General features: G+C 59.5%; 22 protein-coding genes. 21 read left to right on the top strand and 1 reads right to left on the bottom strand.

The window, feature by feature from the left end:
* Nucleotides 1–3: 3 nt before the first annotated feature.
* The 3 genes from hemC to hemB are packed head-to-tail and all read left to right on the top strand — an operon-like array spanning nt 4 to nt 3501.
* Nucleotides 4–942 (top strand): hydroxymethylbilane synthase, encoded by a 939-nt coding sequence (gene hemC / locus ACFQZG_RS22915; protein ID WP_378156795.1) that lies wholly within the window; start codon nt 4–6, stop codon nt 940–942.
* Between the two features lie 4 nt (nt 943–946).
* The gene (gene cobA / locus ACFQZG_RS22910; RefSeq protein WP_378156793.1) at nt 947–2506 is read left to right on the top strand and encodes a uroporphyrinogen-III C-methyltransferase; all 1560 of its coding nucleotides are present in this window, start codon (nt 947–949) and stop codon (nt 2504–2506) included.
* Between the two features lie 5 nt (nt 2507–2511).
* Nucleotides 2512–3501, top strand: a complete 990-nt coding sequence (gene hemB / locus ACFQZG_RS22905; protein ID WP_378156791.1) for a porphobilinogen synthase — start codon at nt 2512–2514, stop codon at nt 3499–3501.
* A gap of 15 nt (nt 3502–3516) precedes the next feature.
* Here the strand turns inward: hemB and ACFQZG_RS22900 are convergent, their stop codons facing one another.
* Nucleotides 3517–4179: a Crp/Fnr family transcriptional regulator gene (locus ACFQZG_RS22900; protein WP_378156789.1), complete on the bottom strand. Its 663-nt coding sequence runs from the start codon at nt 4177–4179 to the stop codon at nt 3517–3519.
* 86 nt (nt 4180–4265) lie between these two features.
* On the opposite strand from ACFQZG_RS22900, the gene hemL reads away from it, so the two are divergent.
* The 18 genes from hemL (at nt 4266) to ACFQZG_RS22810 (ending at nt 26011) form a co-directional block, all read left to right on the top strand.
* Nucleotides 4266–5567 carry a glutamate-1-semialdehyde 2,1-aminomutase gene (gene hemL / locus ACFQZG_RS22895; RefSeq protein WP_378156787.1) on the top strand — a complete coding sequence of 434 codons (1302 nt, stop codon included), beginning with the start codon at nt 4266–4268 and terminating at the stop codon, nt 5565–5567.
* Nucleotides 5568–5730: 163 nt separating this feature from the next.
* Nucleotides 5731–6948, top strand: a complete 1218-nt coding sequence (locus ACFQZG_RS22890; RefSeq protein ID WP_378156785.1) for a LysM peptidoglycan-binding domain-containing protein — start codon at nt 5731–5733, stop codon at nt 6946–6948.
* Between the two features lie 419 nt (nt 6949–7367).
* Complete coding sequence (locus ACFQZG_RS22885; RefSeq protein ID WP_378156783.1) at nt 7368–10031, top strand: valine--tRNA ligase; 2664 nt, start codon at nt 7368–7370, stop codon at nt 10029–10031.
* A 16-nt stretch (nt 10032–10047) separates the two neighbouring features.
* Nucleotides 10048–11436 carry a bifunctional folylpolyglutamate synthase/dihydrofolate synthase gene (locus ACFQZG_RS22880; RefSeq protein WP_378156781.1) on the top strand — a complete coding sequence of 463 codons (1389 nt, stop codon included), beginning with the start codon at nt 10048–10050 and terminating at the stop codon, nt 11434–11436.
* A 7-nt stretch (nt 11437–11443) separates the two neighbouring features.
* Entirely contained in the window at nt 11444–12829 is a 1386-nt protein-coding gene (murC, locus tag ACFQZG_RS22875) for a UDP-N-acetylmuramate--L-alanine ligase (protein WP_378156779.1), read from the top strand.
* Nucleotides 12830–13972: 1143 nt separating this feature from the next.
* Nucleotides 13973–15415, top strand: coding sequence for an SPOR domain-containing protein (locus ACFQZG_RS22870; RefSeq protein ID WP_378156777.1), 1443 nt, complete (start codon nt 13973–13975; stop codon nt 15413–15415).
* A gap of 130 nt (nt 15416–15545) precedes the next feature.
* Nucleotides 15546–15788, top strand: coding sequence for a DUF4321 domain-containing protein (locus ACFQZG_RS22865; protein WP_378156776.1), 243 nt, complete (start codon nt 15546–15548; stop codon nt 15786–15788).
* Nucleotides 15789–15811: 23 nt separating this feature from the next.
* Entirely contained in the window at nt 15812–16414 is a 603-nt protein-coding gene (locus tag ACFQZG_RS22860; protein WP_378156774.1) for a Maf family protein, read from the top strand.
* Between the two features lie 54 nt (nt 16415–16468).
* Nucleotides 16469–17158, top strand: a complete 690-nt coding sequence (radC, locus tag ACFQZG_RS22855) for a RadC family protein (RefSeq protein ID WP_378156772.1) — start codon at nt 16469–16471, stop codon at nt 17156–17158.
* Nucleotides 17159–17242: 84 nt separating this feature from the next.
* Entirely contained in the window at nt 17243–18256 is a 1014-nt protein-coding gene (locus ACFQZG_RS22850; RefSeq protein ID WP_378156770.1) for a rod shape-determining protein, read from the top strand.
* Between the two features lie 57 nt (nt 18257–18313).
* On the top strand, nt 18314–19165 hold the full coding sequence (mreC, locus tag ACFQZG_RS22845) for a rod shape-determining protein MreC (RefSeq protein WP_378156768.1): 852 nt from the start codon (nt 18314–18316) through the stop codon (nt 19163–19165).
* A 2-nt stretch (nt 19166–19167) separates the two neighbouring features.
* Nucleotides 19168–19692: a rod shape-determining protein MreD gene (mreD, locus tag ACFQZG_RS22840; protein WP_378156766.1), complete on the top strand. Its 525-nt coding sequence runs from the start codon at nt 19168–19170 to the stop codon at nt 19690–19692.
* A 56-nt stretch (nt 19693–19748) separates the two neighbouring features.
* Nucleotides 19749–20411, top strand: coding sequence for a septum site-determining protein MinC (minC, locus tag ACFQZG_RS22835; RefSeq protein WP_378156764.1), 663 nt, complete (start codon nt 19749–19751; stop codon nt 20409–20411).
* A gap of 4 nt (nt 20412–20415) precedes the next feature.
* Nucleotides 20416–21210, top strand: a complete 795-nt coding sequence (gene minD, locus ACFQZG_RS22830) for a septum site-determining protein MinD (RefSeq protein ID WP_378156762.1) — start codon at nt 20416–20418, stop codon at nt 21208–21210.
* A 7-nt stretch (nt 21211–21217) separates the two neighbouring features.
* The gene (locus ACFQZG_RS22825) at nt 21218–22366 is read left to right on the top strand and encodes an FtsW/RodA/SpoVE family cell cycle protein (protein WP_378156760.1); all 1149 of its coding nucleotides are present in this window, start codon (nt 21218–21220) and stop codon (nt 22364–22366) included.
* Nucleotides 22367–22684: 318 nt separating this feature from the next.
* Nucleotides 22685–23851 (top strand): IS110 family RNA-guided transposase, encoded by a 1167-nt coding sequence (locus ACFQZG_RS22820; RefSeq protein WP_378156758.1) that lies wholly within the window; start codon nt 22685–22687, stop codon nt 23849–23851.
* A gap of 320 nt (nt 23852–24171) precedes the next feature.
* Nucleotides 24172–25143 carry a peptidoglycan DD-metalloendopeptidase family protein gene (locus ACFQZG_RS22815; protein ID WP_378156757.1) on the top strand — a complete coding sequence of 324 codons (972 nt, stop codon included), beginning with the start codon at nt 24172–24174 and terminating at the stop codon, nt 25141–25143.
* Nucleotides 25136–26011, top strand: a complete 876-nt coding sequence (locus ACFQZG_RS22810) for a M50 family metallopeptidase (RefSeq protein ID WP_378156755.1) — start codon at nt 25136–25138, stop codon at nt 26009–26011. The genes ACFQZG_RS22815 and ACFQZG_RS22810 overlap by 8 nt, the downstream gene beginning before the upstream one ends.
* Nucleotides 26012–26013: the final 2 nt, after the last annotated feature.

Raw genomic sequence — 26013 nt, 5'->3', positions numbered from 1 at the left:
AGCATGCGCAACATTATCGTGGGAAGCCGTCAGAGCACGCTGGCTCTGACGCAGACGCAGCAGACGATCGACGCGATTCGCAAGCTGTGCGAGGATGCGGGATTGGCCTATACGTTCGAGGTCAAGCCGATCGTGACAAGGGGAGACCGCATTCTTGACGTGACGTTATCGAAGGTCGGAGGCAAAGGACTGTTCGTCAAGGAGATCGAGCAAGCGCTCCTGGACGGGGAGATCGACTTCGCCGTGCATAGCATGAAGGATATGCCGTTCGAGCTGCCGGAAGGATTGACCGTGGGCGCGATACCCGCGAGGCAGGACGCGCGAGACTGCTTGATCTCGGATAGCGCGGACAGCTTGGAGCAGCTGCCCCAAGGCGCGCGCGTCGGCACGAGCAGCCTCAGGAGAGCCGCGCAGCTGTACGCGCATCGGCCGGATCTGAAGATCGAGTCGATTCGCGGCAACATCGATACCCGTATTCGCAAGCTTCAGGACGAAGGCTTCGACGCGATCCTGCTGGCGGCTGCCGGTCTGCACCGGATGGGCTGGCAGGACAGAATCACGGCGTACTTGCCGCCTGAAGTATGCTTGCCCGCCGTCGGGCAAGGCGCGCTCGCGATCGAATGCCGCCAAGACGACGAAGACGTGCTGGCCATGCTGCGCTTGATTAACGATCCGGTCACCGAGCGTACGGTCGCAGCGGAACGCAGATTGCTCGGGTTGCTGAACGGCGGCTGCCAAGTGCCGATCGGAGCTTACGCGGCCGCGGCTTCAAGCGAGCCCGGGGCGGCGCTGACGTTGACGGGCATCGTCGCGTCTCCGGACGGGCGCACGCTGCTGAAGGAAAGCGCGACGGGAGACGACCCTTCACGGGTCGGCTTCGAAGTGGCGCAGGCGCTCTTGGCGCGCGGCGCGGATCAGCTACTGGCGGAAGCGAGGGAATAGGCGGATGACAACGGGGAGAATAGGCAAAGTATTTCTGGTAGGCGCGGGTCCGGGAGATCCGAAGCTCATTACGATTCGCGGTCTCGAGGCGCTGCAACGCGCCGACGTCGTCGTGTTCGACCGATTGGCGGGACCGCAGTTGCTTAATCACGTCAGGCCGGACGCCGAGCGCATCTACGTCGGCAAGCTGCCTGATCGCCATACGATGAAGCAAGAAGAAATCAATCAGTTGCTCGTCGACCTGGCCTTGCAAGGCAAGACGGTCGCCCGTCTCAAGGGCGGCGATCCGACCGTCTTCGGCCGCGTCGGCGAAGAAGCCGATCTGCTGAGGAAGAACGGCGTCGAATACGATATCATACCGGGAATTACGTCCGCGATCTCGGTGCCCGCGTACGCGGGCATTCCGGTTACCCATCGCGACTGGGCCTCTTCTTTCTCCGTTATCACCGGGCACGAAAGCCCGGACAAGCTCGATCAGTCGATCTATTGGGATAAAGTCACGAACGCGACGGGCACGCTCGTCTTCTTGATGGGCGTCGCCAAGATCGGATATATTAGCGAGCAATTGGTCAAGCACGGCCGTTCGCCGGACACGCCCGTAGCGCTCGTGCAGTGGGGCACGCGCGCGGAACAGCGCACGCTCGTCGGAACGCTGGCGGATATCGAAGCGAAGGTACGGGAAGCGAATTTCAAGCCTCCCGCCGTCATCATCGTCGGGGACGTCGTACGCCAGCGCGAGACGCTCGCATGGGTCGAGCGCAAGCCGTTGTTCGGCCGCCGGGTGCTCGTCACCCGGGCGCGTTCGCAAGCGAGCGAGCTCGTCGCGAAGCTGGACGAACTCGGTGCCGAGACGTACGAATTCCCGGTCATCGAGACGAAGCTGCCGGATTCCGCCGAGAGCGTGCGGGCGATCCGCGAGGCGCTGGCGCAAGCGGACGACTACGATTGGGTCGTCTTGACGAGCGTGAACGGCGTCGAATACTTCTTCCGCTGGCTGGACATCGCTCAGATCGACATTCGCAGGTTCCACCGGGCGAAGTTCGCGGCCGTCGGGCCGAAGACGGCGGAGGAGCTCGCGCTGAGGGGCATTCGCGCCGACCTGCTGCCGGAAAGCTACCAGGCTGAAGGGCTGCTCGAACGGCTGGACGCGCTGGTCGCTCCGGGACAAAAAGCGTTGCTGCCTCGCGGCGACCTGGCGCGCGAGCTGCTGCCGAAGGCGCTGCGGGGCAAAGGCGTCGAAGCGGTCGAGATCGACGTGTACGAGACGGCGCTCGCGGCGCCTCGGGATCTATGGCTCGCCGAGATGATCTCGGCCGGCGAGATTCACGTCATTACGTTCACGAGCTCGTCGACCGTCGTGAACTTGTTCGAAGCGCTGAAGCGCATCGGCATCGAAGACCCGGCGACGGCGTTGCAAGGCGTAGAGATCGCGTGCATCGGCCCAGTGACGGCGCAAACGGCGGAGCAACACGGACTTCAAGTGACGGTCGTACCGGAGAAGGCGACGATCGACGGGTTAGTACAGGCGCTCGCAGAACGGCGCCGCATGACGAGGGGAGAATAGACATCATGGCATATCCGACGGCAAGACACCGCAGATTAAGAGGCTCCGCTTCGTTGCGAGGCTTGGTTAGGGAAACGGCGATCGGAGTGAACGATCTGATCGCGCCGATCTTCATAACCGAGGGAGTAGGCGTCCAGCACGAAATTCCTTCCATGCCTGGAGTCTACCACTGGTCGCTGGATACGATGGAGAAGGAAATCGAGGCGATCGGCTCGCTCGGCATCAAGGCCGTGCTCGTGTTCGGGGTACCTTCGGCCAAAGACGCGATCGGTACGTCCGCGTTCGCGGACGACGGCATCGTTCAACGCGGCATTCGCCGCATCAAAGAGCTGCGGCCCGAGCTCGTCGTCATCGCGGACACGTGCTTATGCCAGTTCACGGACCACGGGCATTGCGGCATCGTGCGCCAAACCGAGCATGGCGCGGTTATCGACAACGACGCTTCGCTCGAGATGCTCGTCAAGACGGCGGTGTCCCAGGCGAGAGCGGGCGCTGACATTATCGCGCCTTCGAACATGATGGACGGCTTCGTCGCGGCGATTCGCGAAGGATTGGATCGCGAAGGCTTCGAGAACACGCCGATCATGTCTTACGCGGTGAAGTTCGCTTCGGCCTACTACGGTCCGTTCCGCGAAGCGGCTCATTCGACTCCGCAATTCGGAGACCGGAGAACGTACCAGATGGATCCCGCCAACGCGCGCGAAGCGCTTCGGGAAGCGAGCTCGGACGCGGAGGAAGGCGCCGACTTCCTGATGGTTAAGCCGGGACTCGCGTACTTGGATATCGTGAGAATGCTGCGCGACCGGTACGAGCTGCCGATCGTCGTCTACAACGTGAGCGCGGAATATTCGATGGTGAAAGCGGCGGCGATGCAAGGGTGGCTCGACGAGCGCTCGATCGTGCTCGAGACGCTCGTCGGCATGAAGCGCGCGGGGGCGGACTTGATCATTACGTATCACGCGAAGGACGTCGCGCGTTGGCTGGGGGACGGCTAACGATCGAACGCGGGCTCAGCCTCTCAGCTTGAGAAGGTTGAGCTTGTACTCGTTAATGCCGAACGTCAGGACGCCGCGCGATTCGAGCTCCCGGATCACGTCGCTCAGCACGATCTTCGTGACGCCGGCCATCTGGGCGAGCTCGTCGTAGTTGAGCGCCATATGGATCGAGATGATGTTGCCGTCGCGTCTGCCGTTCTGGTTCGCGAGAGTGATCAAGTTCTTGAGCACGCGCGTGCGGCCGTCTAGGAACGTCAAGTCGTTGACGTGCTCGTTCGTCTTGCGAAGCCGGCGGCTTAGCTCGGTCAGGATGCCTCTCGTGATGTCGAAGTGGGATTGCAGCAAGCTCATGAATTGATCCGACGACAGCTCGAGCACCGTCGTAGGCTCCAGCGTCTGCGCGGATGCCGAGCGCGGCAGCCCGTCGAGCAGCGAGAGTTCTCCGAAGCTTTCGCCGGCGCTGACGAGCGACAGAACCTTCTCTTCTCCGCCCGAGCTTCGGGTGAACAGCTTGATCGATCCGGACAGCACGACGTAGAACGTGAGCCCGGGCTCCTTCTCCTGGAACATCGTCGTTCCTGCGGGGAACGTCCGTCGATGCGAAATTCTAAGAATATGTTCCAATTGGTCGTCGTTGAGATTGTCGAATAAGGATACTTTTTTGAGCCACTCGATCATCGCAATTCCTCCTGCAAACCGGTAGAATCAGTCTCATCACAGTGTACCATAGCTTTTTCCAATCCAGATAGTAGGGTGTGACGAATATGAGCGAAAATGGTCGAATTCGCGACGACGCAAAGTCCAAAGCCGCCTTCGAACGGGCGAAGCATGTGATCCCCGGCGGCGTTAACAGCCCCGTGCGGGCATTCAAATCGGTCGGTCTGACGCCGCTCGTTATCGCGCGCGGGGAAGGAAGCCGCATCACGGACATCGACGGACAATCGTACATCGATTACGTCTTGTCCTGGGGACCGCTGATCGCCGGCCATGCCCATCCCGAAGTCGTCGAAGCGATCAAACGGACGGCAGAGAAAGGGACGAGCTTCGGCGCGCCGACGGAGATCGAGACGCTGATGGCGGAGCTCGTCTGCGAGCGCGTGCCTTCCGTCGAGATCGTGCGCATGGTCAACTCCGGCACGGAAGCGACGATGAGCGCGCTCCGGTTGGCCCGCGGCTATACGAAGCGGAATAAAATATTGAAGTTCGAAGGCTCCTATCACGGACATGCGGACAGCCTGCTGATCAAGGCGGGCTCCGGCGTCGCGACGCTCGGATTGCCCGACAGCCCCGGCGTGCCCGAGAGCGTGGCGACCCATACGTTGACGGTTCCGTACAACGATCTGGAATCGGTCAAGCTCGCGTTCGAGAAGTTCGGCGAGGAGATCGCGGCCGTCATCGTCGAACCGATCGCTGGCAACATGGGCGTCGTTCCGCCGCTTCCGGGGTTCCTGACCGGCTTGCGTGAAGTGACGTCGCGTTACGGCAGCTTGCTGATCTTCGACGAAGTCATGACCGGCTTCCGCGTGCATCGCAATTGCGCGCAGGGCTTGTACGACGTGACGCCGGACTTGACCTGTCTCGGCAAAGTCATCGGCGGCGGGCTGCCGGTCGGCGCGTACGGCGGGCGCCGGGACATCATGGAGCAGATGGCGCCGGTCGGTCCGATCTATCAAGCCGGCACGTTGTCCGGCAATCCTCTGGCGATGGCGGCGGGTTACACGACGCTGAAGCTGATGACGGACGAGGCGTACGAGTTGCTGGAGCGTCTGTCGGTTCGGCTGCAGGCGGGGCTCGAGCGCAACGCGGCGGACGCGGGCATCCCGATGACGATCAATCGCGTGGGCTCGATGGTGTGCCCGTTCTTCACGGACAAGCACGTCATCAACTATGACGTCGCCAAGCAAGCGGACGCGCAGACGTTCCGCTCCGTGTTCCGCGGCTTGCTCGATCGGGGCGTCAACATCGCGCCGTCGGCTTACGAAGGTTGGTTCGTGTCCACCGCGCATACGGAACGGGATATCGACCTGACGATCGCTGCGCACGCGGCGGCGCTTCGCGGTCTATAGAACGCAACGCGGGTTTTATTGCAACCTCCCGGCATCCGCCGGGGGGTTGTTTGCTTTTTCCTCCCCGAACAGGCATGCCGGGCACCTGCCGGCATATAGATAAGTAATGAATCGAGAAAGGTCCCGATAGCGAATCGGCGCCATGTTGAAGGAGGAGTTCGCCGTGACGGAGCCACCGTACGGACTGCGGTTCGATATTTACGAACGGGTTCATTTGCCCGACGACGTAGCCGCGATCGAAGAGCTGGAGGAAATCGAGCTTGTGCCCCATATGCAAGTGCTGCCGCAGGACGACAACGTCCTGCTTAGCGGTCATCTGCTGCTGTCCGGTATCTATCGCGCGCAGCAGTCGCAAGACGTATCGCAGCTGGAGCATTGGATTCCGGTAGAAATTACGCTGCCGCTCAACCGGGTGAACAACGTGGACGATCTCGCGGTGGAGATCGATAATTTCGACGTCGACGTGCTGTCGACGCGGTCGCTGAACGTGACCGGCGTGCTGGCGCTAAGGGGTTTGCAGGTCGCCGCGGCGCAGGTGCCGATCTGGAAGGACGACAGCTTCACGGTCGTGCATCAGGCGCAGCCCGGTTACGACGCGGACTTCGAACGCGACGGCTTGTCCGAGCCGGGCCTATCCGCCGCCGACGAAGTCTACGCCGATGCCGATTCGGACGTTAACGCCTATGACGCGGAAGACGCAGAGCCGGGGCGGGTCGACGCCCAGCAGCCGTTCGCGTCCATCGCGAACGCGGCCGAATACGACGAGTGGCTGGCGAAGTTCAAGAGCCAAGAGGAACAGCAACAGCTGCTGCAAGCGCAGGCGCGCGCGGCGGATGCAGCGGCGGCGTATCCGGCCGGATCGTCCGCGGACCGCTGGGGCGACTTGAGCGCGCGCCAGGCGGAACCGACGGCGTCGCAACCGGCTGCCGAAGCGGCGTCGCAACAGGCTGCCGAAGCAGCGTCGCTCCCGGTCGCCGAGCCGTCGTCCGAGCCGCCGAAGATCGCGGTCAACTTATTGGCGTCGGATCCGGCATCGCGCGCGCAATCCGGCGTAGGCTTGCTATCGCAGCTCGGAGACATCGGCGCGAAGCGAGAATCGGAGCTCAAGCAGCTGGAAGCCGTACTCGCGGAAGAGAAAGCGGCCGCGGCGAAGAGCGCGCAGCAAGGCTCCTCCGGGGACGAGGTCGAATGGACCCGCCTGTTCCTGTCGAACGGCAACGAAGCGCAATCGTTCCGCAAAGTCCGCATGTGCATCGTCCAACGAGACGATACGCTCGAAGGAATCGCGGGCCGTTACAACGTTCAGCCTCGCGCGCTGCAGTTGCATAACCGGCTGAACGATCCGTACTTATCGGAAGGCCAAGTGCTGTACATTCCGTAAGACGCCTTGTTCAAGCGCGCTAAGCGTCCCCTTATTGACTCTCCCTTCCGGGGCGGGTACAATAAGGGGAAAGACTTGGATAGGGAAGAGTACGCAGAACGTCCTACAGAGAGCGGCCCGCTGTTCGCAGCGCTGGAAGGGTCCGCAGGAATCGCCGCTGCGCGCGAGTCGCCCTGGAGTTTCTTGCTCGAACGCACGGCCGCATTCGGCCGACGGCGCGTAGAACAAGACGGCTGCCGCCGTTATCGCGCATCGAGTGCCGTCGAGCCCCTATGGCTTTGGCGGAACGAAGGTGGTACCACGGAAGTTGAACCTTTCGTCCTTTGCGACGGGAGGTTTTTGTGTTTTTTATGGGCCGCGTCGCGGATGATTCTCCGCGAACCGACGGCTGAATTTGCTCCTATGGAGGTCAACCGCTCATGTCCGAAACGAAAAGCTACAACGTCGAAATGCCGACGACTTACGATCCTTCCAGCGCCGAACGCAAATGGTACGACGCCTGGGTGCAAGGGGGATATTTTCAAGCGGGACGCAATCCGGACGCGCCCAAATATACGATCGTCATCCCGCCGCCCAACGTAACGGGAATGCTTCATATCGGGCACGCGCTCGACTATACGCTCCAAGACATCATCATTCGCTTCAAGCGCATGCAGGGCTTCGACGCGCTCTGGCTTCCGGGTACCGACCATGCCGGCATCGCCACGCAGACGAAGGTCGAGCAGAAGCTGCGCGAGGAAGGCAAGTCCCGCTACGATCTCGGCCGGGAAGCGTTCCTGGAGAAAGTATGGGATTGGAAGGAACATTACGCGGGCTCGATTCGCAGCCAATGGGCCAAAATGGGCTTGAGCCTCGATTACTCCCGCGAGCGGTTCACGCTCGACGAAGGGTTGTCGGCGTCCGTGCGCGAAGTGTTCGTTCGTCTGTACGACAAAGGGCTGATCTATCGCGGCAAACGGATCATTAACTGGGATCCGGCCGCCCGCACCGCGCTATCCGATATCGAGGTCGAGTACAAAGAAGTCAACGGCAACCTCTATCACCTGCAATATCCTCTCGCGGACGGCAGCGGACATCTCACGGTCGCCACGACGCGTCCGGAGACGATGCTCGGGGATACGGCCGTCGCGGTACATCCGGAAGACGAGCGTTACAAGGACCTTATCGGCAAGATGATCCTCTTGCCGATCGTGAACCGCGAAATTCCGATCATCGCCGACGATTACGTCGAGAAGGAATTCGGCAGCGGCGCGGTCAAGATTACGCCGGCGCACGACCCGAACGACTTCGAGGTCGGTTCCCGCCACGACTTGCCGCAGATAACCGTCATGGACGAAGGCGGCAAGATGAACGAGCATGCGGGCCCGTACGCGGGACTCGACCGCGCGGACTGCCGCAAGGCGATCGTGAAGGATCTGCAGGCGCAAGGCGTCTGCATCAAGATCGAAGAGCACGTTCACCAAGTCGGCCATAGCGAGCGTTCGGGCGCGGTCGTCGAGCCGTATTTGTCCACGCAATGGTTCGTCTCGATGAAGCCGCTCGCCGAGCGCGCGATCGACAGCCAGAAGTCCGGCGAAGGCGTCAACTTCGTGCCGGACCGGTTCGAGAGAGTGTACCTTCAATGGATCGAGAACGTCCGCGATTGGTGCATCTCCCGCCAGCTCTGGTGGGGCCACCGCATTCCGGCTTGGTACAACGACGAGACGGGAGCGATTCACGTCGGCGTCGAGGCGCCCGAGGGCGCCGATCAACCGGGCTCGCCGTGGAGACAAGACGAGGACGTGCTTGACACTTGGTTCAGCTCCGCGCTTTGGCCGTTCTCCACGCTCGGTTGGCCGTCGGACACGGACGATCTGAAGAACTACTACCCGACGAGCACCCTCGTGACGGGTTACGATATTATCTACTTCTGGGTCGCGCGCATGATCTTCACGGCGCTCGAATTCACCGATAAGATTCCGTTCAAGGACGTGCTCATTCACGGTCTCGTGCGGGACGCGGAAGGCCGCAAAATGTCCAAGTCGCTCGGCAACGGCGTCGATCCGCTCGACGTCATCGCGCAATACGGCGCGGACGCGATGCGGTTCATGATCTCGACCGGCAGCACGCCGGGCCAAGACTTGCGCTTTCGCTTCGAGAAGGTCGAGCAGGCTCGCAACTTCGCGAACAAGATCTGGAATGCTTCGCGATTCGCTCTGATGAACCTGGAAGGATTCGGCCACGCGGATATCGATCTGAGCGGCAAGCTGTCGACGGCGGACCGTTGGATTCTCCATCGCTTCAACGAGACCGCGCAGGACATCACGCGTTTGATGGAGAGCTATGAATTCGGCGAAACCGGCCGACTTCTGTACGACTTCATCTGGGACGATCTGTGCGACTGGTACATCGAATTCGCGAAGCTTACGCTCTACGGAACGGACGCGGAAGCGAAGCGCAGCACGCAGTCAGTGCTCGCCTACGTGCTCGACCGCACGCTTCGTCTGCTGCATCCGTTCATGCCTTACTTGTCCGAGGAAATTTGGCAGCATCTGCCCCACGAGCCGGGCGAGACGATCATGCTGGCCGCTTGGCCGACGTACGACGCTTCGTTCGAAGCTTCGGAATCGGTCAAGGAGATGAAGCTGCTCATGGAAGCGATTCGCGCCGTCCGCAACATTCGCGCGGAGGTGAACGTATCGCCGGGCAAGAAGATCGAGCTGCTGCTGAAACCGACGGGAACCGAGGAAGACGGGATTTTCCGCCGCAACGAAATTTACGTCCAACGTTTCTGCAACACGTCGCAATTGACGCTAGACCCGTCTCTGACGGCGCCGGACAAGGCGATGACCGCCATCGTCACGGGAGCGGAGCTGTACTTCCCGCTGGCGGGACTCATCGATATCGGCCAAGAGATCGCGCGCTTGAACAAGGAGCTCGACGGCTTGAACGCGGAAGTCGACCGGGTGGAGAAGAAGCTGTCCAACGAAGGCTACATGGCGAAGGCGCCGGCTCACGTCGTCGAGCAGGAGCGGGCGAAGGGCCAAGACTACCGCGACAAGCGCGACAAGGTGCTTGCGCGCATCGCCGAGCTTCAGGCTTAACGGAGGGGATCGCATCATGACAGACGAACGTACCCTCCCGGAAGGAAGCTTCCGGACCGCCGAAGAGGCGATGGCTTGGATTACCGGGCTGACGTCCTTCGGCATCCGGCCGGGCCTGGATCGGATCCAATTGTTGATGGAAGCGCTCGGACATCCGGAGCGCAGATTGAAGTTCATACACGTGGCCGGCACGAACGGCAAAGGCTCGGTATGCGCGTATTTGACGAGCATCCTGCGCAAGTCGGGCTACGACGTCGGGACGTTCACGTCGCCGTACTTAACGTCGTACGCCAACCGGCTCCAATATAACGGCGAAGATATCGACGACGCCTCGATCGTCCGGCTCGCCAACCGGCTTAAGCCGGAGACGGACAAGCTGGCCGCCGGCGAGTGGGGCTCGCCGACGATGTTCGAGGTGACGACGGCGCTCGCTCTGCTCTATTACGGCACCGTCGTCTTCCCGGACTACGTCGTCTGGGAGACGGGGCTCGGCGGGCGGTTGGACGTGACGAACATCGTCAGCCCGGTCGTGACCGTCATCACGAACGTCGGACACGACCATATGGACGTGCTCGGACCGACGATCGCCGACATCGCGCGGGAGAAGGCGGGCATTATCAAGTCCGGCGTCCCGCTCGTAACCGCGGTCTTGCATCCGGAAGCTTCCGGGATCGTTCGCGAGACGGCCGCGGCGAAGCAAGCGACTCTCTACGCGCTCGGCGACCGGTTCTCGTTCGAAACGCTGTCGGTTCGCGAAAATGAGCAAAAGTTTACTTTCCAAGGTCCGTTCCGCGCGTTACAATCGTTAACGATCGCTTTGAACGGGGCGCATCAGATCGTGAACGCCGCCGTGGCGATCATGACGATCGAAGCGCTGCGGGTTTATTACGCGTTGATCGTGGACGACGACGTGCTCGAAGCCGCGTTGCGCGAGACCGCTTGGCCCGGAAGGCTGGAGATGGTATCCGAATCGCCGCGCGTTCTGCTCGACGGCGCCCATAATCCCGAAGGGATGGAGGCGCTTGCCGCCGCGCTTCGCGACGTCTACGAGTACGATCGGCTCAACGTCATGATGGCAATGATGCCGAATAAGAATCACGAACATTCCCTGCGGCATATACTACCAATGGTGGATACGCTTGTGATTACGGAACCGGATTTCCATAAAAGAATGGCCGCCGACGAACTGGCCGCAGTCGCCCGAAGACTGCGGGAAGAGCTCGGAGGTCCGCGCGACATCGTCGTCGAGCCGGATTGGCGGCGCGCATTAACGCTTCTGCGCGAGGCGTCCTCGCAAGCGTCGGAGCAAGACAATCCGCTAAGCGTCGTTACCGGCACGCTCTACTTGATTGCCGACGTTCGCTCGTGGCTGCTCCACGGAACGAATTCAGAAAAAGGCTGGTGAAGCGTCGTTGCGAACCGCTGAACATGTGCATTTTATCGGTATCGGTGGCTATGGCATGAGTGCCATCGCCCGCGTGATGCTGGAGATGGGTTATGAAGTGTCCGGTTCCGACGTGGTCGGACAGGAATTAACCGAGAAGCTGGCGGCGGGCGGGGCGCGAATCTACATCGGCCACGAGCCGGAGCATGTACGGGGCGCCGACCTCGTCGTGTATTCCACCGCGTTATCCAAAGACAACGTCGAACGGCAAGCCGCGGAACAACTGCAAATTCCGACGTTGCACCGGGCGCAGATGTTGGCAAGATTGTTGAATGCCCGCACGGGCATCGCCGTCGCCGGCGCGCACGGCAAGACGACGACGTCGTCGATGATCGCGCTCGTCATGGAGACGGTAGGGCTTGACCCGACTTATATTATCGGAGGAGAGATCGTTAACGTCGGCACGAACGCTAAGGCGGGCAAAGGCGAGTTCGTCGTGGCGGAAGCCGACGAAAGCGACGGCTCTTTCTTGCAGTACACGCCGGCCGTCGGCGTAGTGCTGAACATCGAAGCCGATCATCTCGAGAATTACGACGGCGACTTCAATAAGCTGAAGGACGCGTACGTGTCGTTCCTCGGCAACGTTCGTCCGGACGGCTGCGCGGTCGTCTGCGCGGACGACGATAACGTTCGCGAAGTAGTGCCGAAGGTGAACGGGCCTCGCGTCATCACGTACGGCGTGCAAGCGGCCGACGCGGATTACACCGCGACGAACATCGAGCTCGGCGATCGCTGCGCGTCGTTCACCGTGCGCAAGGGGGCGGAAGAGCTCGGATCGATCACGTTGTCCGTGCCTGGACGCCATAACGTGTATAACGCGCTCGCGACGGTCATCGTCTGCCTGGAGGCGGGCGCTTCATTCGGGGCTATCGCCGAAGCAATCCGCGAATTCCGCGGCGCCAAACGGCGGTTCCAAGTGCTCGGCGAAGTGAAGGACATGCTGGTCATCGACGACTACGCGCATCATCCGACCGAGATTCAGGCGACGATTCAAGCCGCTAAGGCGACGGGCAAGCGCATCGTGGCGGTGTTCCAACCTCAGCGGTACACGCGCACGTACTTCCTGCTGGACGCTTTCAGCAGGGCGTTCGCGGACGCCGACGAGGTCATCATCACCGACATCTACTCGCCGGCCGGCGAACAAAGGATCGAAGGCGTCAACTCGAAGAGGCTCGTCGAGCTGATCGCCGCGAACAGCAATCCGAACGTCCGCTACGTGCCGACGAAGGAAGAAGTGCGGGAGTTGCTCGCCGGCGAGATTAAGCCGAACGATCTCGTCATCACGATGGGCGCGGGCGACATTTGGAAGACGGCTTACGAGCTGGCGAAGCTTCTTCGCGAGCGGTATAGTTAAATTCGTTGACGGAACCCCCGTTCGCTTCGGCAGTGCCGAGGCGGCGGGGGTTTTTGGCGTTTTTTTGGCGGGGTGCACGGCTAGCGCGTTTGCCGGGGCTCTGTCTAGTAACTCGGTGCCATCGCGCTATCTCGTGTATGCTGGGGAGTTTCGTTTGAATAACTCGGAGTGACCGCGCTATATCGTGCATGCGTTGGAGTTTTGTCTGAGTAACTCGGTGTCATCGCGCTATATCGTTTATGCTCGGGAGCTTCGGCTGAGTAACTCGGTGTGACCTCGCTATATCATGCATGCGAGGGAGTTTTGGTTGAGTAACTCGGTGTGACCGCGCTATATCGTACATGCGAGGGAATTTTGGTTGAGTAACTCAGTGTCATCGCGCTATATCATGCATGCGCGGGAGTTTTGGTTGAGTAACTAGAGGTGGGCCCCAGATTTGGTTGCGTAGCCCGGCAAATCCGGGTTACTGGAGGCCGCGGCACCGAATTTGGTTGCATAGCCCGGCAAAGCCGGGTTACTGAAGGCCACGGCACCGAATTTGGTTGCATAACCCGGAAAAGCCGGGTTACATAAGGCCGCGTCATCAGATTTGGTTGATTAACCCGGAAAAGCCGGGTTACAGAATGCCCCGGCCCCGGATTTGGCTGCATAACCCGGCAAAGCCGGGTTATGGAACGCCGCGGCACCGAATTTGGTTGCATAGCCCGGCAAATCCGGGTTATTGAAGGTCGCGGCGCCGAATTTGTTTGAGTAGCCCGGCAAATCCGGGTTACTGGAGGCCGCGGCACCGAATTTGGTTGCATAGCCCGGCAAATCCGGGTTACTGGAGTCCGCAGCACCGAATTTGGTTGCATAGCCCGGCAAATTCGGGTTATTGAAGGTCGCGTCACCGGATTTGGCTGAATAACCCGGAAAAGCCGGGTTACATAAGGCCGCGTCATCAGATTTGGTTGATTAACCCGGAAAAGCCGGGTTACAGAATGCCCCGGCCCCGGATTTGGCTGAATAACCCGGCAAAGCCGGGTTATGGAATGCCGCGGCACCGGCCACTGCCACCGCAACTCTTTTCCCCAATCCGCGATCATATCTTTCTCTCTTCTCTCATATCTTATTGATAGATTGCAGGACAAGGGGAGACGCAGGATGACATCCAAGGCAAGAATGACGTTCCGATTCGATCCGTTGCCCGCGCCGAAGCCGGACAAGCCGGCGCATGCGGCGGAACCCGCCCGCCAAACGCAGCGCCAGTTGCCGGTACGGCCCGCTGAAGAGTCTCTCGCGACGCAGACGAACGCGGAGCTTCTGCCGATCGCGCCGGATGCGCGAATAACCGAACCGACCGATACGGTCATCGAATCGTATCCGCCTATGAACGGACCTTATCTGGACGACGATATCCGCGCGCTCGAGGACATGATCCGGCGCACGGATTCGGTCGTCGTGCATTTACCTAAACAACCGCGACAACCGGAAGCTCGTCAGCAGGCGGAACCGAAGGCTCCTCCAACGCCGATATCCCAGCCTGCGCCGCCGATGATCGACTGGAAGATCCCGGCCGCCCGAGAGCGTCAGCCTCGGCTCGTGAGGGAGCTGGAGCAGATCGAGACCGACCACGAACAGCCGGAGAGGTGGAGCTTGCCGGAGGACGAAGCAGGCGATTATCGCCCCGCGAACGCCGGATGGATGTCGCGTTCGGGCGCCTATGCGCCTCCTTCCGCTCCGTCTTGGACGCGAGTCATCCTCTCGGTCGCCGCCGCGATCGTGACGGGAGCTTTGTTCGGCTACATGGTGCTCACGCTGTTCACCGGCGAACCGATATTTCCGAGCAAGACCCCGGAGACCGACGGAACGGAGAGCGTGCTGCTTCCGTCGGCCGATCCGTCGCCGGCGACTTCCGCTACGTCGTTGCCTGGTACGACCGGCGATACGGATGTCCCGCGATCCGCGGAGCCGAACGGGACGATCGCCGAGGTTCCCGCGAACGAAGCTTACGTCCTCCAATACGGCGTGTTCAAAAGCGCGGACAGCGCGCAGCTTGCGGTGGCGCAACTGCAGGAAGTCGGATTGCCCGCCGCGATCGACGACACGGACGGCTACCGGGTATACGCCGGCATCGCGTCGACGAAAGCCGAAGCCGAACTGCTGGCTGCGCAAATGCCCAATATCGAAGTGTACGTTAAGCCTGCGGGCGGCGCGACGTTGCTGTTGGGCGCGGGAGAACTTACCGAAGCGACTGCCTCGTACATGACGAAGAGCGCGGCGCTCGGGCAACTGATCTCGCAGCTCACCGTTAGCGGTCTGCAGGACGATCTTCCGCAGCCTATGTCCGCCGACGATGCCGATGCGCTTAAGCAGGCTTCCGCGGATTGGCAAGCTTCGCGAACCGCGGCGGGAGCGTTGACCGGAGCGGCGAAGGCGCCTGCGGATAAGCTCGGGCAATCGCTCGATTCGGCCCTCGATTCGCTTGCGAGCTACGGCGGCAAGCCGTCCCGGTACCACCTGTGGGGCGCCCAGACTGCGGTTCTGCAGGCTCGGCTCGCGGACGGCGAATTGCGCCGGACGCTGCAACCGTCGACCCAAGGATAAGCGGTAGGAACTATTGGAAGAGACAGCTCTGATTCTTCGGGGCTGTCTTTGTTATTGCGCATTGTGCGCGTTCGCGGGTACACGTATAATGAGGAAGCAGGTGTCAAAAAATGGTGGTGAAACGCGAATCATGAAGAAAAACGCTTGGATCCTTCTCTTGTTCGTCTGGCTCGGCATGCTCGCCGGAACGCTCGTCGCGAGATCGCTGCAAGACGCGCAAAGCTTGAAATTCCTTACGCGCACGCTTCCGATCGATTGGTCGCCGGCGGCGGACCTGATCGTGTTCCGTTACGACTTCACGTTCCACGCGAATATCAGTCTGCTCAGCTTGATCGGGGCCGCTCTCGCGATCTGGGTGTATCGGAAAATGTAATATCGAAAGGATGTATCCGCAAGATGAACGCAACCGCAGCAACGTTAATTCTCGCTTCCGGCTCGCCGCGCAGGCAGGAGCTGATCCGCTTGCTCGGATTGCCCTTCGAAGTCGTTCCGAGCAACGTGGACGAGGACACGCCGTCCGATTGGACGCCGGAGCAGATCGTCGAAGGACTTTCCCGGAGAAAGGCATTCTCCGTTCAAGAGCAACTCGCCGGACAAGCCCCGCCTTCCGCGATTATCGTCGGGAGCGATACGATCGTCGTCTTAGACAGGGAAGTAATGGGGAAACCTACGGACACGGAAGACGCGTTCCGAATGCTTCGGGCGCTGTCCGGACGCGTTCACGAAGTCTATACGGGCATCGCTTGCGTCCGCGCGTCTGACGGAGAGTCGGTCATTTCCCACCGGGTAACGAAAGTTCGCATGCGCGAGCTGTCCGACGAGCAGCTGTCGCGATATATCGCCAGCGGCGAACCGATGGACAAAGCCGGCGCATACGGCATTCAAGAGCTCGGGGCGCTGCTCGTCGAATCGATCGAAGGCGACTTCTTCAACGTGGTCGGGCTTCCCGTCTCGCTCTTGGCCGTCATGCTGGAGACGTTCGGCGTCTCGAAACCTTAGTACCTTAAGCCAATCCCGCGGCCGACGCGGCTATGGAAAGCAGGACGAAGCGGTATGGAACAACGTTCGTTTCGAATTAGGGAGATTCCGTCCGAAGAACGGCCGCGGGAAAGAATGCAACGACACGGGGCAAGCGCTCTCAGCCACGCGGAGCTGCTCGCGATCATGCTCGGAACGGGGACGAGGGACGAGTCTTCCGTCCATCTGGCGCAGCGCATCCTCTCGGAATGCGGAGGCTTGCGCAAGTTCGCGGAGAGCAATTGGGACGAGCTTACGCACATCAGAGGCGTCGGTCCGGCCAAAGCGCTTCTCCTTCAAGCCTCGATCGAGCTGGGCAGGCGGGTCGCAAGGTCGCGGCTCCCGGACATGGTCAAGATCTCGTGTCCGGAGGATGCGGCTAATCTCCTCATGGAAGAGATGCGCCATCTGCGGGAAGAACACTTCGTATGCCTGTTCTTGAACACGAAGAACCAAGTGATCGGCCGTCAGACGCTATCGATCGGGAGCTTGAACGCTTCGATCGTCCATCCGAGAGAGTTGTTCCGGGCGGCCATTCGCCGCAGCAGCGCTTCGATTCTGTGCGCGCATAACCATCCGAGCGGAGACCCGACGCCGAGCCAGGAGGACATCGTCTTGACGAAGCGCCTTGCCGAAGCCGGAGAGCTGATCGGGATCGAATTGCTCGATCATTTGGTAATCGGTGACAATCGCTATACGAGTTTGAAGGAGACGGGATGCTTGTAATATAATAAGAAGGATTGTCCCGACGACTGGTACGCCCCTCCCGGCGTCATCCTAGCAGTCGCGGTTAAAGCAGGAGGTAGCAACATGGCATTCACGCGAGATCTGGGTATCGACCTAGGTACGGCTAATACGCTCGTCTATGTTAAAGGCAAAGGAATCGTCGTCAGGGAACCGTCCGTGGTCGCCCTGCGTACCGATACGAAAAAAATCGAAGCCGTAGGCACGGAAGCGAAGAAGATGATCGGCCGCACGCCGGGCAACATCGTCGCGATCCGTCCGATGAAGGACGGCGTCATCGCCGACTTCGAGACGACGGCCACGATGATCAAATATTTCATCCGCCGGGCGCAAAAGCCGCGGACGCTGTTCCCGCGCCATCCGAACGTCATGGTATGCGTCCCGTCGGGCATTACGGCCGTCGAGAAACGCGCCGTGGAAGACGCGACGAAGCAAGCGGGCGCGCGCGAAGCGTTCATCATCGAAGAGCCGTTCGCGGCCGCGATCGGCGCCGATCTTCCCGTCTGGGAACCGACGGGCAGCATGGTCGTCGACATCGGCGGCGGAACGACGGAAGTGGCGGTCATCTCTCTCGGCGGCATCGTTACGAGCCGGTCGATCCGCATCGCGGGCGACGAGATGGACGACGCGATCATCTCTTACATCAAGCGCCTGTACAATCTGATGATCGGAGAACGCACCTCCGAGCAATTGAAGATGGAGATCGGCTCCGCGCTTCCGCTCGACAAGCTCGAATCGATCGAAATTCGCGGCCGCGATCTCGTGTCCGGCTTGCCGAAGACGCTGGCCATCACGTCGGACGAAGTGACCGAAGCGTTGTCCGACACCGTGAACTCGATCGTCGACGCGGTCAAGATCACGCTCGAGAAGTGCCCGCCGGAGCTGTCCGCCGACATCATGGACCGGGGAATCGTCCTGACCGGCGGCGGCGCGCTGCTGCGCAACCTCGACAAGCTGCTCGCGCGCGAGACGGGCATGCCCGTACTCGTGGCGGAGAACCCGCTCGACTGCGTCGTTATCGGCACGGGACGTGCGCTGGACAATATCGGGTTGTTCAAATCGAAAGGCGGATCGCGTTAAGCAAGCAAGCTTCAGCCCATGGGACGGAAAAGCAGGTGAGCGGATATCTTTAAATTAATGCGCAACAAAAGATTGTTCATTCTTATGATCGGGTTGATCGTGTTCATCGCGCTCATGGGATTCACGCTCGGGCGCAAGAAACTCACTTGGCCCGAGAAGTTCATCAACGATGCCGTCGGGACTGCACAAGGCGTATTCTACCGGCCGGTCGGAGCGGTCGCGGATTTCTTCCGCGACCTCGGCCGGCTTTCCGACGTGTATAAGGAGAATGAACTCCTTCGCCAGACGGTCGCCCAATATACGCAAGACCAGATTCGGTTCAATTCGCTGGAGGCGGAGAACAAGCGGCTGCAAGAGGCGCTCTCGTTCACCGAACGCCAGAAGCAATTGGATAACTATCGTTACTTGATCGCGCAGGTCGTCGGAACGACTTCGAATCCGTACGAGAAGACGATCAAGATCAATCTCGGCTCGAACGACGGCGTCAAGCCCGAGATGGCGATCACGACGATCGACGGTCTCGTCGGCATCGTCAGCCACGTCTCGACGTTCACGTCGACCGTCAAGCTGATTACGGACTTGGACGAAAGTTCCTCCAAGGGGATGCCGGTATCGGCGACGGTGCTCGGCAAGGAAACAGAATCGTTCGGAATCATCGAATACGAAGAGGAGTCCGGCACGCTTCAGATGACGAAGATCGACGAACGCGATCCGCTCGCCAAGGACGATAAAGTCATCACTTCGGGTCTTGGCAACGTATTCCCGAAAGGCATCGTTATCGGCACGGTCGAGAGCCGCCAAGTCGGCGACTTCGGCTTGACGCATACGGCGATCATTACGCCGGCGGCCAAGTTCGATCACTTGCGGGAAGTGTTCGTCGTCGTCGTGCCCGACGTGGACGGTCCTTGACGATGAGGATCAACCGGGTCGTCGTCTGGACGCTACTGTTGCTGCTCGTCGAGAACGCTATCGTGCCGTGGCTCGTTCCGCCCGAGTGGACGGACAGGCTGCTGCCGCATTTCGCATTCATCATGACGTTATTCGTCTCCGGCTTCGCCGGCCGTCACCGCGCGTTCTTATTCGGTCTCGGCTTCGGGTTGCTGCAAGATCTGCTATTCTATGGCCACCTCATTGGCCCATACGGCTTCGGAATGGGCTTGCTCGGCTATGCGGCCGGCTTGCTCGCGGAGCGTCGAACGTTCACGCTCGGTTTTTTCGTCTGGATCGTCGTCATCGGCAGCGGTTTGCTGGATACGATCGTCTATTTGATCTACAAGCTTTTCCGTCTGACGGACTTGCCTTATAGCTTCGTCTTCTACTGGCAGGTCGCACCGACGTCGCTGTTGCAGCTATTGTTCGCCCTTGTTATCTACGTGCCCGTACGTCGTTATTTGGTGAAACCGTCCCAATCCTCGGGAGAAGACAATTCGGAGTAAGCAGGAATTCGGCTTATCTTGGCAGAATTTCAATATCCGTAGGGAGGAGCGGAAAGATGGCCGTCAAGTCGCACATTACGATCAAGGGAATTAAAGAAGGGCTTGTTTTTCTGCTGGACGACGAATGCGAATTCGAAGCTCTCTTGGAAGAACTCGGCGCGAAGCTGGACAAGCACGTGCAGCAATTCACGGGACCGATCATACACGTGTTCGTCAAGCTGGGCGCGAGGCAGTTGGACGAGGACGACCAAGAGCGGCTGCGCGCCATATTACGCAAGCAAGGCAATCTATTGATTCAATCGATCGAGAGCAACGCGCCGGCCGAACCGGAGGAGTTGTCCGGACCGCCGGGGTTGCGGACGGTAGCCACGATCGTCCGATCCGGCCAGACGCTGGAATTCGAAGGCAATCTGCTCCTGCTCGGCGACGTCAATCCTGGCGGAATCGTTCGTTGCACGGGGGACGTATATATTCTGGGTGCGCTGCGGGGCATGGTTCACGCGGGCTCCTCCGGCAATACGGATGCGATCATCGCTGCGTCCTCGATGACGCCGACCCAGCTTCGAATCGCGGACGTTATCAGCCGGCCGCCCGACGAATGGACGTCCGCGGAGCCTTGGATGGAATACGCGTTCTTGAAGGACGGCGCCATGGCCATCGACAAGATGACGAGCCTCGGCCGTCACCGCAAGGAAGTCATGCAGTTCAAAGGAGTGTAACGTCATGGGAGAAGCGATTGTAATCACTTCAGGCAAGGGCGGTGTCGGCAAGACGACGACATCGGCGAATTTGGGAACGGCGCTCGCGCTGCTCGGCAAAAAAGTGTGCATGGTCGATACCGATATCGGCTTGCGTAACCTGGACGTCGTCATGGGGCTCGAGAATCGGATCGTCTACGACTTGGTCGACGTCGCGGAAGGCCGGTGCCGGGTAAACCAGGCGCTCATTAAAGACAAACGCTTCGACGAGCTGTACATGCTTCCGGCGGCGCAGACGAAAGACAAGAACGACGTTACGCCGGATCAGGTGAAGCAGATTATCGAAAGCTTGAAGCCGGATTTCGATTACGTCATCATCGATTGCCCGGCGGGCATCGAGCAAGGCTTCCGCAACGCCATCGCGGGCGCGTCGCAAGCGATCGTCGTCACGACGCCCGAGAACGCCGCCGTTCGCGACGCCGACCGCGTCATCGGCTTGCTGGAGAAGAGCCATATCTCCTCGCCGAAGCTCGTGATCAACCGGATTCGGCCGAACATGATGAAGAGCGGAGACATGCTGGAGATCGACGATATCTGCCAAGTATTGGCCATTGATCTGATCGGCATCGTACCCGATGATGAATTAGTAATCAAAGCCGCTAACCAAGGGGAACCGACGGTTATGAACCCGAACTCCCGCGCGGCTATCGCATACCGCAACATCGCGCGCCGCATTCTGGGGGAAACCGTTCCGCTGTCTCAGTTGGAGGAAAAAGCCGGCATGTTCCGCAAAGTAAAGAAGTTCTTGGGAATGGGTTGATCGGAGCTTGTTGAACCGATGGAAGAAAATGGATTGGATGATGCTGCTCATTCTCGCGGCGTTCATGTGCATCAGCGCGATTCTAATCCGTAGCGCGACGCACGGCAATCCGCTATATCCGAATTACGATCTGAAGACGCTCGTCTATTTCGGCGTCGGTTTCGTCGTCATCGTGCTCAGCACGCTGATCGATTACCGTCTCATCTTGAAAATGTGGTACGTCTGGTATGCGATCGGGATCATTCTGCTCGTTGCCGTGTACTTGTTCGCTCCGGAGATCAACGGGGCCAAGGGATGGTTCATCTTGCCGGGCGGATTCCAATTCCAGCCTGCCGAGATCATGAAAATCTTCCTGATCATCACGATCGCCGCGGTGCTCGGCAGACGGCTCGGCGACCCGCTCAGAATGCGCAGCGACGTCATGCTGGTGGCCGCGATGGTGTTCGTTCCGTTCCTGCTGGTCATGATTCAGCCGGATTTGGGCAACGCGATCATCTATATTTTCATCGTGCTCGGCATGCTCTGGATCGGGAACATCCGCTATTCCTACGTGATGATCGGACTTGTGGCGGTCGTCGGCGGCTTGATGCTGTTCGTTACGTTGTTCAATACGTATAACGAAGAAATCAAAACTTACATGCAAGAGCACGAAAAAGCGCACTGGTACCAGCGGATTAACACGTATATCCACCCGGAGGAAGCTTCGGCGGACGATCGCCGGCAGTCGGAATACGCGCAGATAGCCATCGGTTCGGGCGGGCTCGCGGGCGACGGCTATATGCAGGGCGAGTCGAAGAACCGCAAGTTCATTCCGTATACGTATTCGGATTCGATATTCGTCGTTATCGCCGAGGAGTTCGGCTTCCAAGGGGCGGCGGTGCTGCTGCTCTTATACTTCCTGTTCATCTACCGAATGATCCTGATCGCGTATCAGTGCATCGACTTGCGAGGGTCGTTCGTCATTATCGGGATCGCCTCGATGATGGTGTTCCAGATCTTCGAGAACATCGGGATGATGATCGGAATCATGCCGCTGACGGGCATTACGCTGCCGTTCATTAGCTACGGCGGAACGTCGCTGCTGCTGAACATGCTGTCGATCGGGCTGGTGTTCAGCATTCGGGCGCACCAGGAGAAGTATCAGATGGATCTATAGCGGACAAGGGACTGTTCCATTGGGGGCAGTTCTTTTTGTTGTCGACGGTGGCCGGAGCGGGACGAAGTATCTCCTTCGTATTATCAGGTCAGCCAGTTATTTCTGGTTGGCCTTTTTTTATAGGCAATCTATGATGGCGGTAGCCGGGAGAACGCGTATCTCCTAGGGGATTTTACCCCGCAGCGTAAACTGTTCTCCCACTACCTCCAATGACCATGTTTGAGCTGGTTGGGGCATTTGACCTCGCATCACAAGCGAAGCTATGGGTTTGGAACCATCGTGGGTTTGCCGGCTATTTTCACATCAGGAGGAGTTGACATGAAACCGGTTATTGGACTTGATGTCGCGAAGGATTTTAGTGTATTTCAAGCGTTTACGAAGCGTGGTGAGGCATATGGAAAATCGGAAACCATTCGGCATGCCGGAGGTGGGCTTGAAAGGCTAGTCTCCGTCATTCATGCTTTAGAAGAGCACACGAGTGCCAAGCCCGTTGTTGTTTTGGAAGCAACCGGGCACTACCATAGAGTGGTCGTCGCCTACTTGGAGCAGATGAATGTCGAGCATTTCATCTTAAACCCTTTGTTGTCTAAACGCTCAAAAAGCGCACAGTTACGCAAAGTTAAAACGGACGCGGCAGATGCATGGCATTTAGCCGAGATGTACTATCGTGGCGATGTAAAGCCTCACCGAAGGTGGGCGGATCAAATAACAGAGATGCAGCACCTGACGAGGCAGCATGAGTTTATGACGGCTCAATTCGTTCAGTCGAAATTGAACGCGAGGGCGCTGTTGGATCAAGTTTGCCCGGCCTATGAAGGTGTGTTCCATGATCTGTTTTCCAAGACTTCTTTGCGTGTGCTACTTCAAGTGCTTCAGGGGGTGGCCATTACGGAGGAAGTGATACGCGAAACAGCAGGCACTTCCCACGGGAAGACATGGATTCAATCGAAAGTAGAGCGAATCCAAAACCTACAACTCCCTCGGAAGCAAAGTGCCGCTCAAGGGACAGCATTATTGTGTATGGTAGAGATCCTGCTTGCTCAACAAGAACAATTGAGTCAACTGGAGATGAGAATCCAAGAAGAGGCGAAAGGAATTCCGGAAGTGGAGTTGCTAAAAACAATTCCAGGCATCGGGGATAAACTAGCGGCCTCGCTAATAGCGGAAATCGGGGATGCAGGGCAGTTTGAGGATCCGAAACAACTCGTAGCCTACGCAGGGCTAGATCCGAGCGTGCATAGTTCCGGACAATTCGTAGCGTCCAGCACCCGCATCACCAAACGCGGCTCTAAAAGGCTGCGAAGAGCGCTATATTTGGCGGTGCAATGTGGAATTAGGGGAAGTAACAACAAGAGGCTACGAGCGTACTACGATAAGAAAAGAGAAGAGGGCAAGCCCTATAAGGTGACGGTGATTGCTTGCGCTAACAAGCTCTTGCATCACATATACGCCATCTTGAAGAAGGGATTGCCCTACACTGCATAATCCATAATTAACCAATACCTCCGCTGCAACGGGGGTTATTTGGTATGTACAGAATTATAACAAGATTTTTTCCAGAGGCCAAGACGCCAATGCTTGACAAACATTAGCTGGTTTACGCTGCCGTTACGATCCCGAACTCTGAAATGGGAACCCCGTTATAACGGAGAGTTCGGGACCGTAAAAGCAGCCGCTTCGCTCTCCAGGAGACACTTGTCCCTTTTCCTACTCGTCGACGAAACCCGTGGAACCCGCCCAGAAGTCTAAAAGCCCCTTGTCCGCCATAAGGTGGTAGTAGGGTAGAAGGACAAGGAGGGCTTGCCATGCCGATGCGGAACAACGTGCGCGAACGCAGGCGTGAACGGATACAGCAGCTGCTGGACGAGATGGAGACGAAGGGGAACGACGAAGCGGCGGACCCGCTGCTGCCGGTCCCGGCAGCGCCGGTAGAGGCGCAGATGAAAGCGGAGCACGTAACGACGCTTGCTCCTCCGTCCGCGCAGCTTCCTCCGATGTCGCCGATCATGCCGTACGACGATCCGGATCCGGAGCTCTGGTGGAAAGAGAAGCAACGGACGATGAAATACGATACGGCGAGCCAATGGACGGGCATGAAAGGGCTGCCTCCGACGTCTCGCGCGCCGGACTTGCGCCGCGCGCCCGGCCGAAGCGGCTTGTCCCCTTGGGCGCGCGGGATGGCGATCCGCATCTTCATCGCGGGATTGCTGTTCGGCGGTATCTGGGGGGGAATGAAGCTGGAGCTTCCGGGCAGCGGGGAAGCGAAGCTATGGCTGATCGATTCCGTATCCAACGATATGGACTTCGAGGCGATCGAGGCTTGGTACGGCGATACGTTCGGCGGCTCGCCGTCGTTCCTGCCGTTCTCCCCCCGCGGAGTGGAGACGAAGGAAGCGAGCGTCTCGCTGAAGCCGGAGGATACGGTGCCGCCCGTTCAGGGCAGAGTCGTCGAGACGTTCGCGCAGAGCGGAAGCGGAGTGCAGGTCGCCGCTCCCGGCGGAAGCGACATCGTCTCGGTGTATGCCGGACGCGTGCTGCAGGTTCAGTCCGAGGGAGAAGGCGGCGTTACCATTCTCGTCGAGCATCCGAGCCGCGTCTTATCGGTCTACGGCAACTTGGGGAGCGCCGCGGTCGGCGAGAACGACTGGGTGGAAGCGGGCGATAAGCTCGGCGAGCTGAAAGCGGCGACCGAAGCGGGAGGAGAAAGCTCGCTTTATTTCGCCGTGCAGCAGAACGGGAAGAAGCTGAATCCGACGGAAGTGGTTCCCTTTGATTAAATGGAAGGGCATCGCGTTCCGCTTGCACCCGCTGTTCGTGCTCGTCATGATCGCGTCGGTCGCGACCGGACGGTTCATGGAGCTGGCCACGCTGTTCGTCATCGTCTTATGGCACGAGCTCGGGCATTTGCTCGCGGCTCTGCGCTTCGGCTGGACGGTGAGGGAAGTCAAGCTGCTGCCGTTCGGCGGCGTCGTCGAGGTGGAGGAAGCGGGGACGCTGCCCGCGCGGGAAGAAATCTGGGTCGCGCTCGCGGGACCGGCGCAGAACTTGATTCTATGCGGCGCCGGCTGGATGCTCGGACAAGCTGGCTTGGCGGACCCCGTCTGGGTGGAAGCGTTCGTTAGGGCGAATCTGCTCATCGGCGCGTTCAATCTGTTGCCGGTACTGCCGCTCGACGGAGGCAGAATGCTCCAGGCGTGGATGAGCTTGCATACGCCTTATCACCGAACGTTGATGTGGTGCGCGAGAATCAGTCTCGTCTTCAGCGGCCTGATCGTGCTCGGATCGCTCTATCCGTTGCTGGGAGGCGGGCTCGTGCATTTGAACCTGCTCGCGGTCGGGCTGTTTCTGTGCGCGTCCAACTGGACGTATATGCGCAACGTTCCGTTCGTTTTTTTGCGATTTCTCGTCCACCGCAGCGAGCGATCGGACAGCCGCATCGACCGGGGCGTGCTGTCCCGTCCGATCGTCATCGCGGAAGATCGTCCGCTCGCGCACGTCATTCGGCTGTTCATGAAGGAGCAATACCATCTCGTCTACGTCATGCGCCGCGGGAAGATCGCGAAGGTCGTGCCCGAGAAGACGATAATCGACGGGTTTCTCGGCAGACTGACATCGGGGAATGCGGATTTGCGTTTTTTCATGTAAAA

Origin of the sequence: Cohnella sp. GCM10027633 (genome assembly GCF_042675445.1) — a bacterium.
Classification (GTDB): Bacteria; Bacillota; Bacilli; order Paenibacillales; family Paenibacillaceae; genus Cohnella.
This window is presented reverse-complemented; position numbering and strand designations above follow the sequence as displayed.

What these genes read in the sequence shown, in the direction of transcription:
- hemC (WP_378156795.1), top strand. Translation starts at nt 4, where the DNA reads ATGCGCAACATTATCGTGGGAAGCCGTCAGAGCACGCTGGCTCTGACG.
- cobA (WP_378156793.1), top strand. Translation starts at nt 947, where the DNA reads ATGACAACGGGGAGAATAGGCAAAGTATTTCTGGTAGGCGCGGGTCCG.
- hemB (WP_378156791.1), top strand. Translation starts at nt 2,512, where the DNA reads ATGGCATATCCGACGGCAAGACACCGCAGATTAAGAGGCTCCGCTTCG.
- ACFQZG_RS22900 (WP_378156789.1), bottom strand. Translation starts at nt 4,179, where the DNA reads ATGATCGAGTGGCTCAAAAAAGTATCCTTATTCGACAATCTCAACGAC.
- hemL (WP_378156787.1), top strand. Translation starts at nt 4,266, where the DNA reads ATGAGCGAAAATGGTCGAATTCGCGACGACGCAAAGTCCAAAGCCGCC.
- ACFQZG_RS22885 (WP_378156783.1), top strand. Translation starts at nt 7,368, where the DNA reads ATGTCCGAAACGAAAAGCTACAACGTCGAAATGCCGACGACTTACGAT.
- ACFQZG_RS22880 (WP_378156781.1), top strand. Translation starts at nt 10,048, where the DNA reads ATGACAGACGAACGTACCCTCCCGGAAGGAAGCTTCCGGACCGCCGAA.
- ACFQZG_RS22870 (WP_378156777.1), top strand. Translation starts at nt 13,973, where the DNA reads ATGACATCCAAGGCAAGAATGACGTTCCGATTCGATCCGTTGCCCGCG.
- ACFQZG_RS22865 (WP_378156776.1), top strand. Translation starts at nt 15,546, where the DNA reads ATGAAGAAAAACGCTTGGATCCTTCTCTTGTTCGTCTGGCTCGGCATG.
- ACFQZG_RS22860 (WP_378156774.1), top strand. Translation starts at nt 15,812, where the DNA reads ATGAACGCAACCGCAGCAACGTTAATTCTCGCTTCCGGCTCGCCGCGC.
- radC (WP_378156772.1), top strand. Translation starts at nt 16,469, where the DNA reads ATGGAACAACGTTCGTTTCGAATTAGGGAGATTCCGTCCGAAGAACGG.
- ACFQZG_RS22850 (WP_378156770.1), top strand. Translation starts at nt 17,243, where the DNA reads ATGGCATTCACGCGAGATCTGGGTATCGACCTAGGTACGGCTAATACG.
- mreC (WP_378156768.1), top strand. Translation starts at nt 18,314, where the DNA reads ATGCGCAACAAAAGATTGTTCATTCTTATGATCGGGTTGATCGTGTTC.
- mreD (WP_378156766.1), top strand. Translation starts at nt 19,168, where the DNA reads ATGAGGATCAACCGGGTCGTCGTCTGGACGCTACTGTTGCTGCTCGTC.
- minC (WP_378156764.1), top strand. Translation starts at nt 19,749, where the DNA reads ATGGCCGTCAAGTCGCACATTACGATCAAGGGAATTAAAGAAGGGCTT.
- minD (WP_378156762.1), top strand. Translation starts at nt 20,416, where the DNA reads ATGGGAGAAGCGATTGTAATCACTTCAGGCAAGGGCGGTGTCGGCAAG.
- ACFQZG_RS22820 (WP_378156758.1), top strand. Translation starts at nt 22,685, where the DNA reads ATGAAACCGGTTATTGGACTTGATGTCGCGAAGGATTTTAGTGTATTT.
- ACFQZG_RS22815 (WP_378156757.1), top strand. Translation starts at nt 24,172, where the DNA reads ATGCCGATGCGGAACAACGTGCGCGAACGCAGGCGTGAACGGATACAG.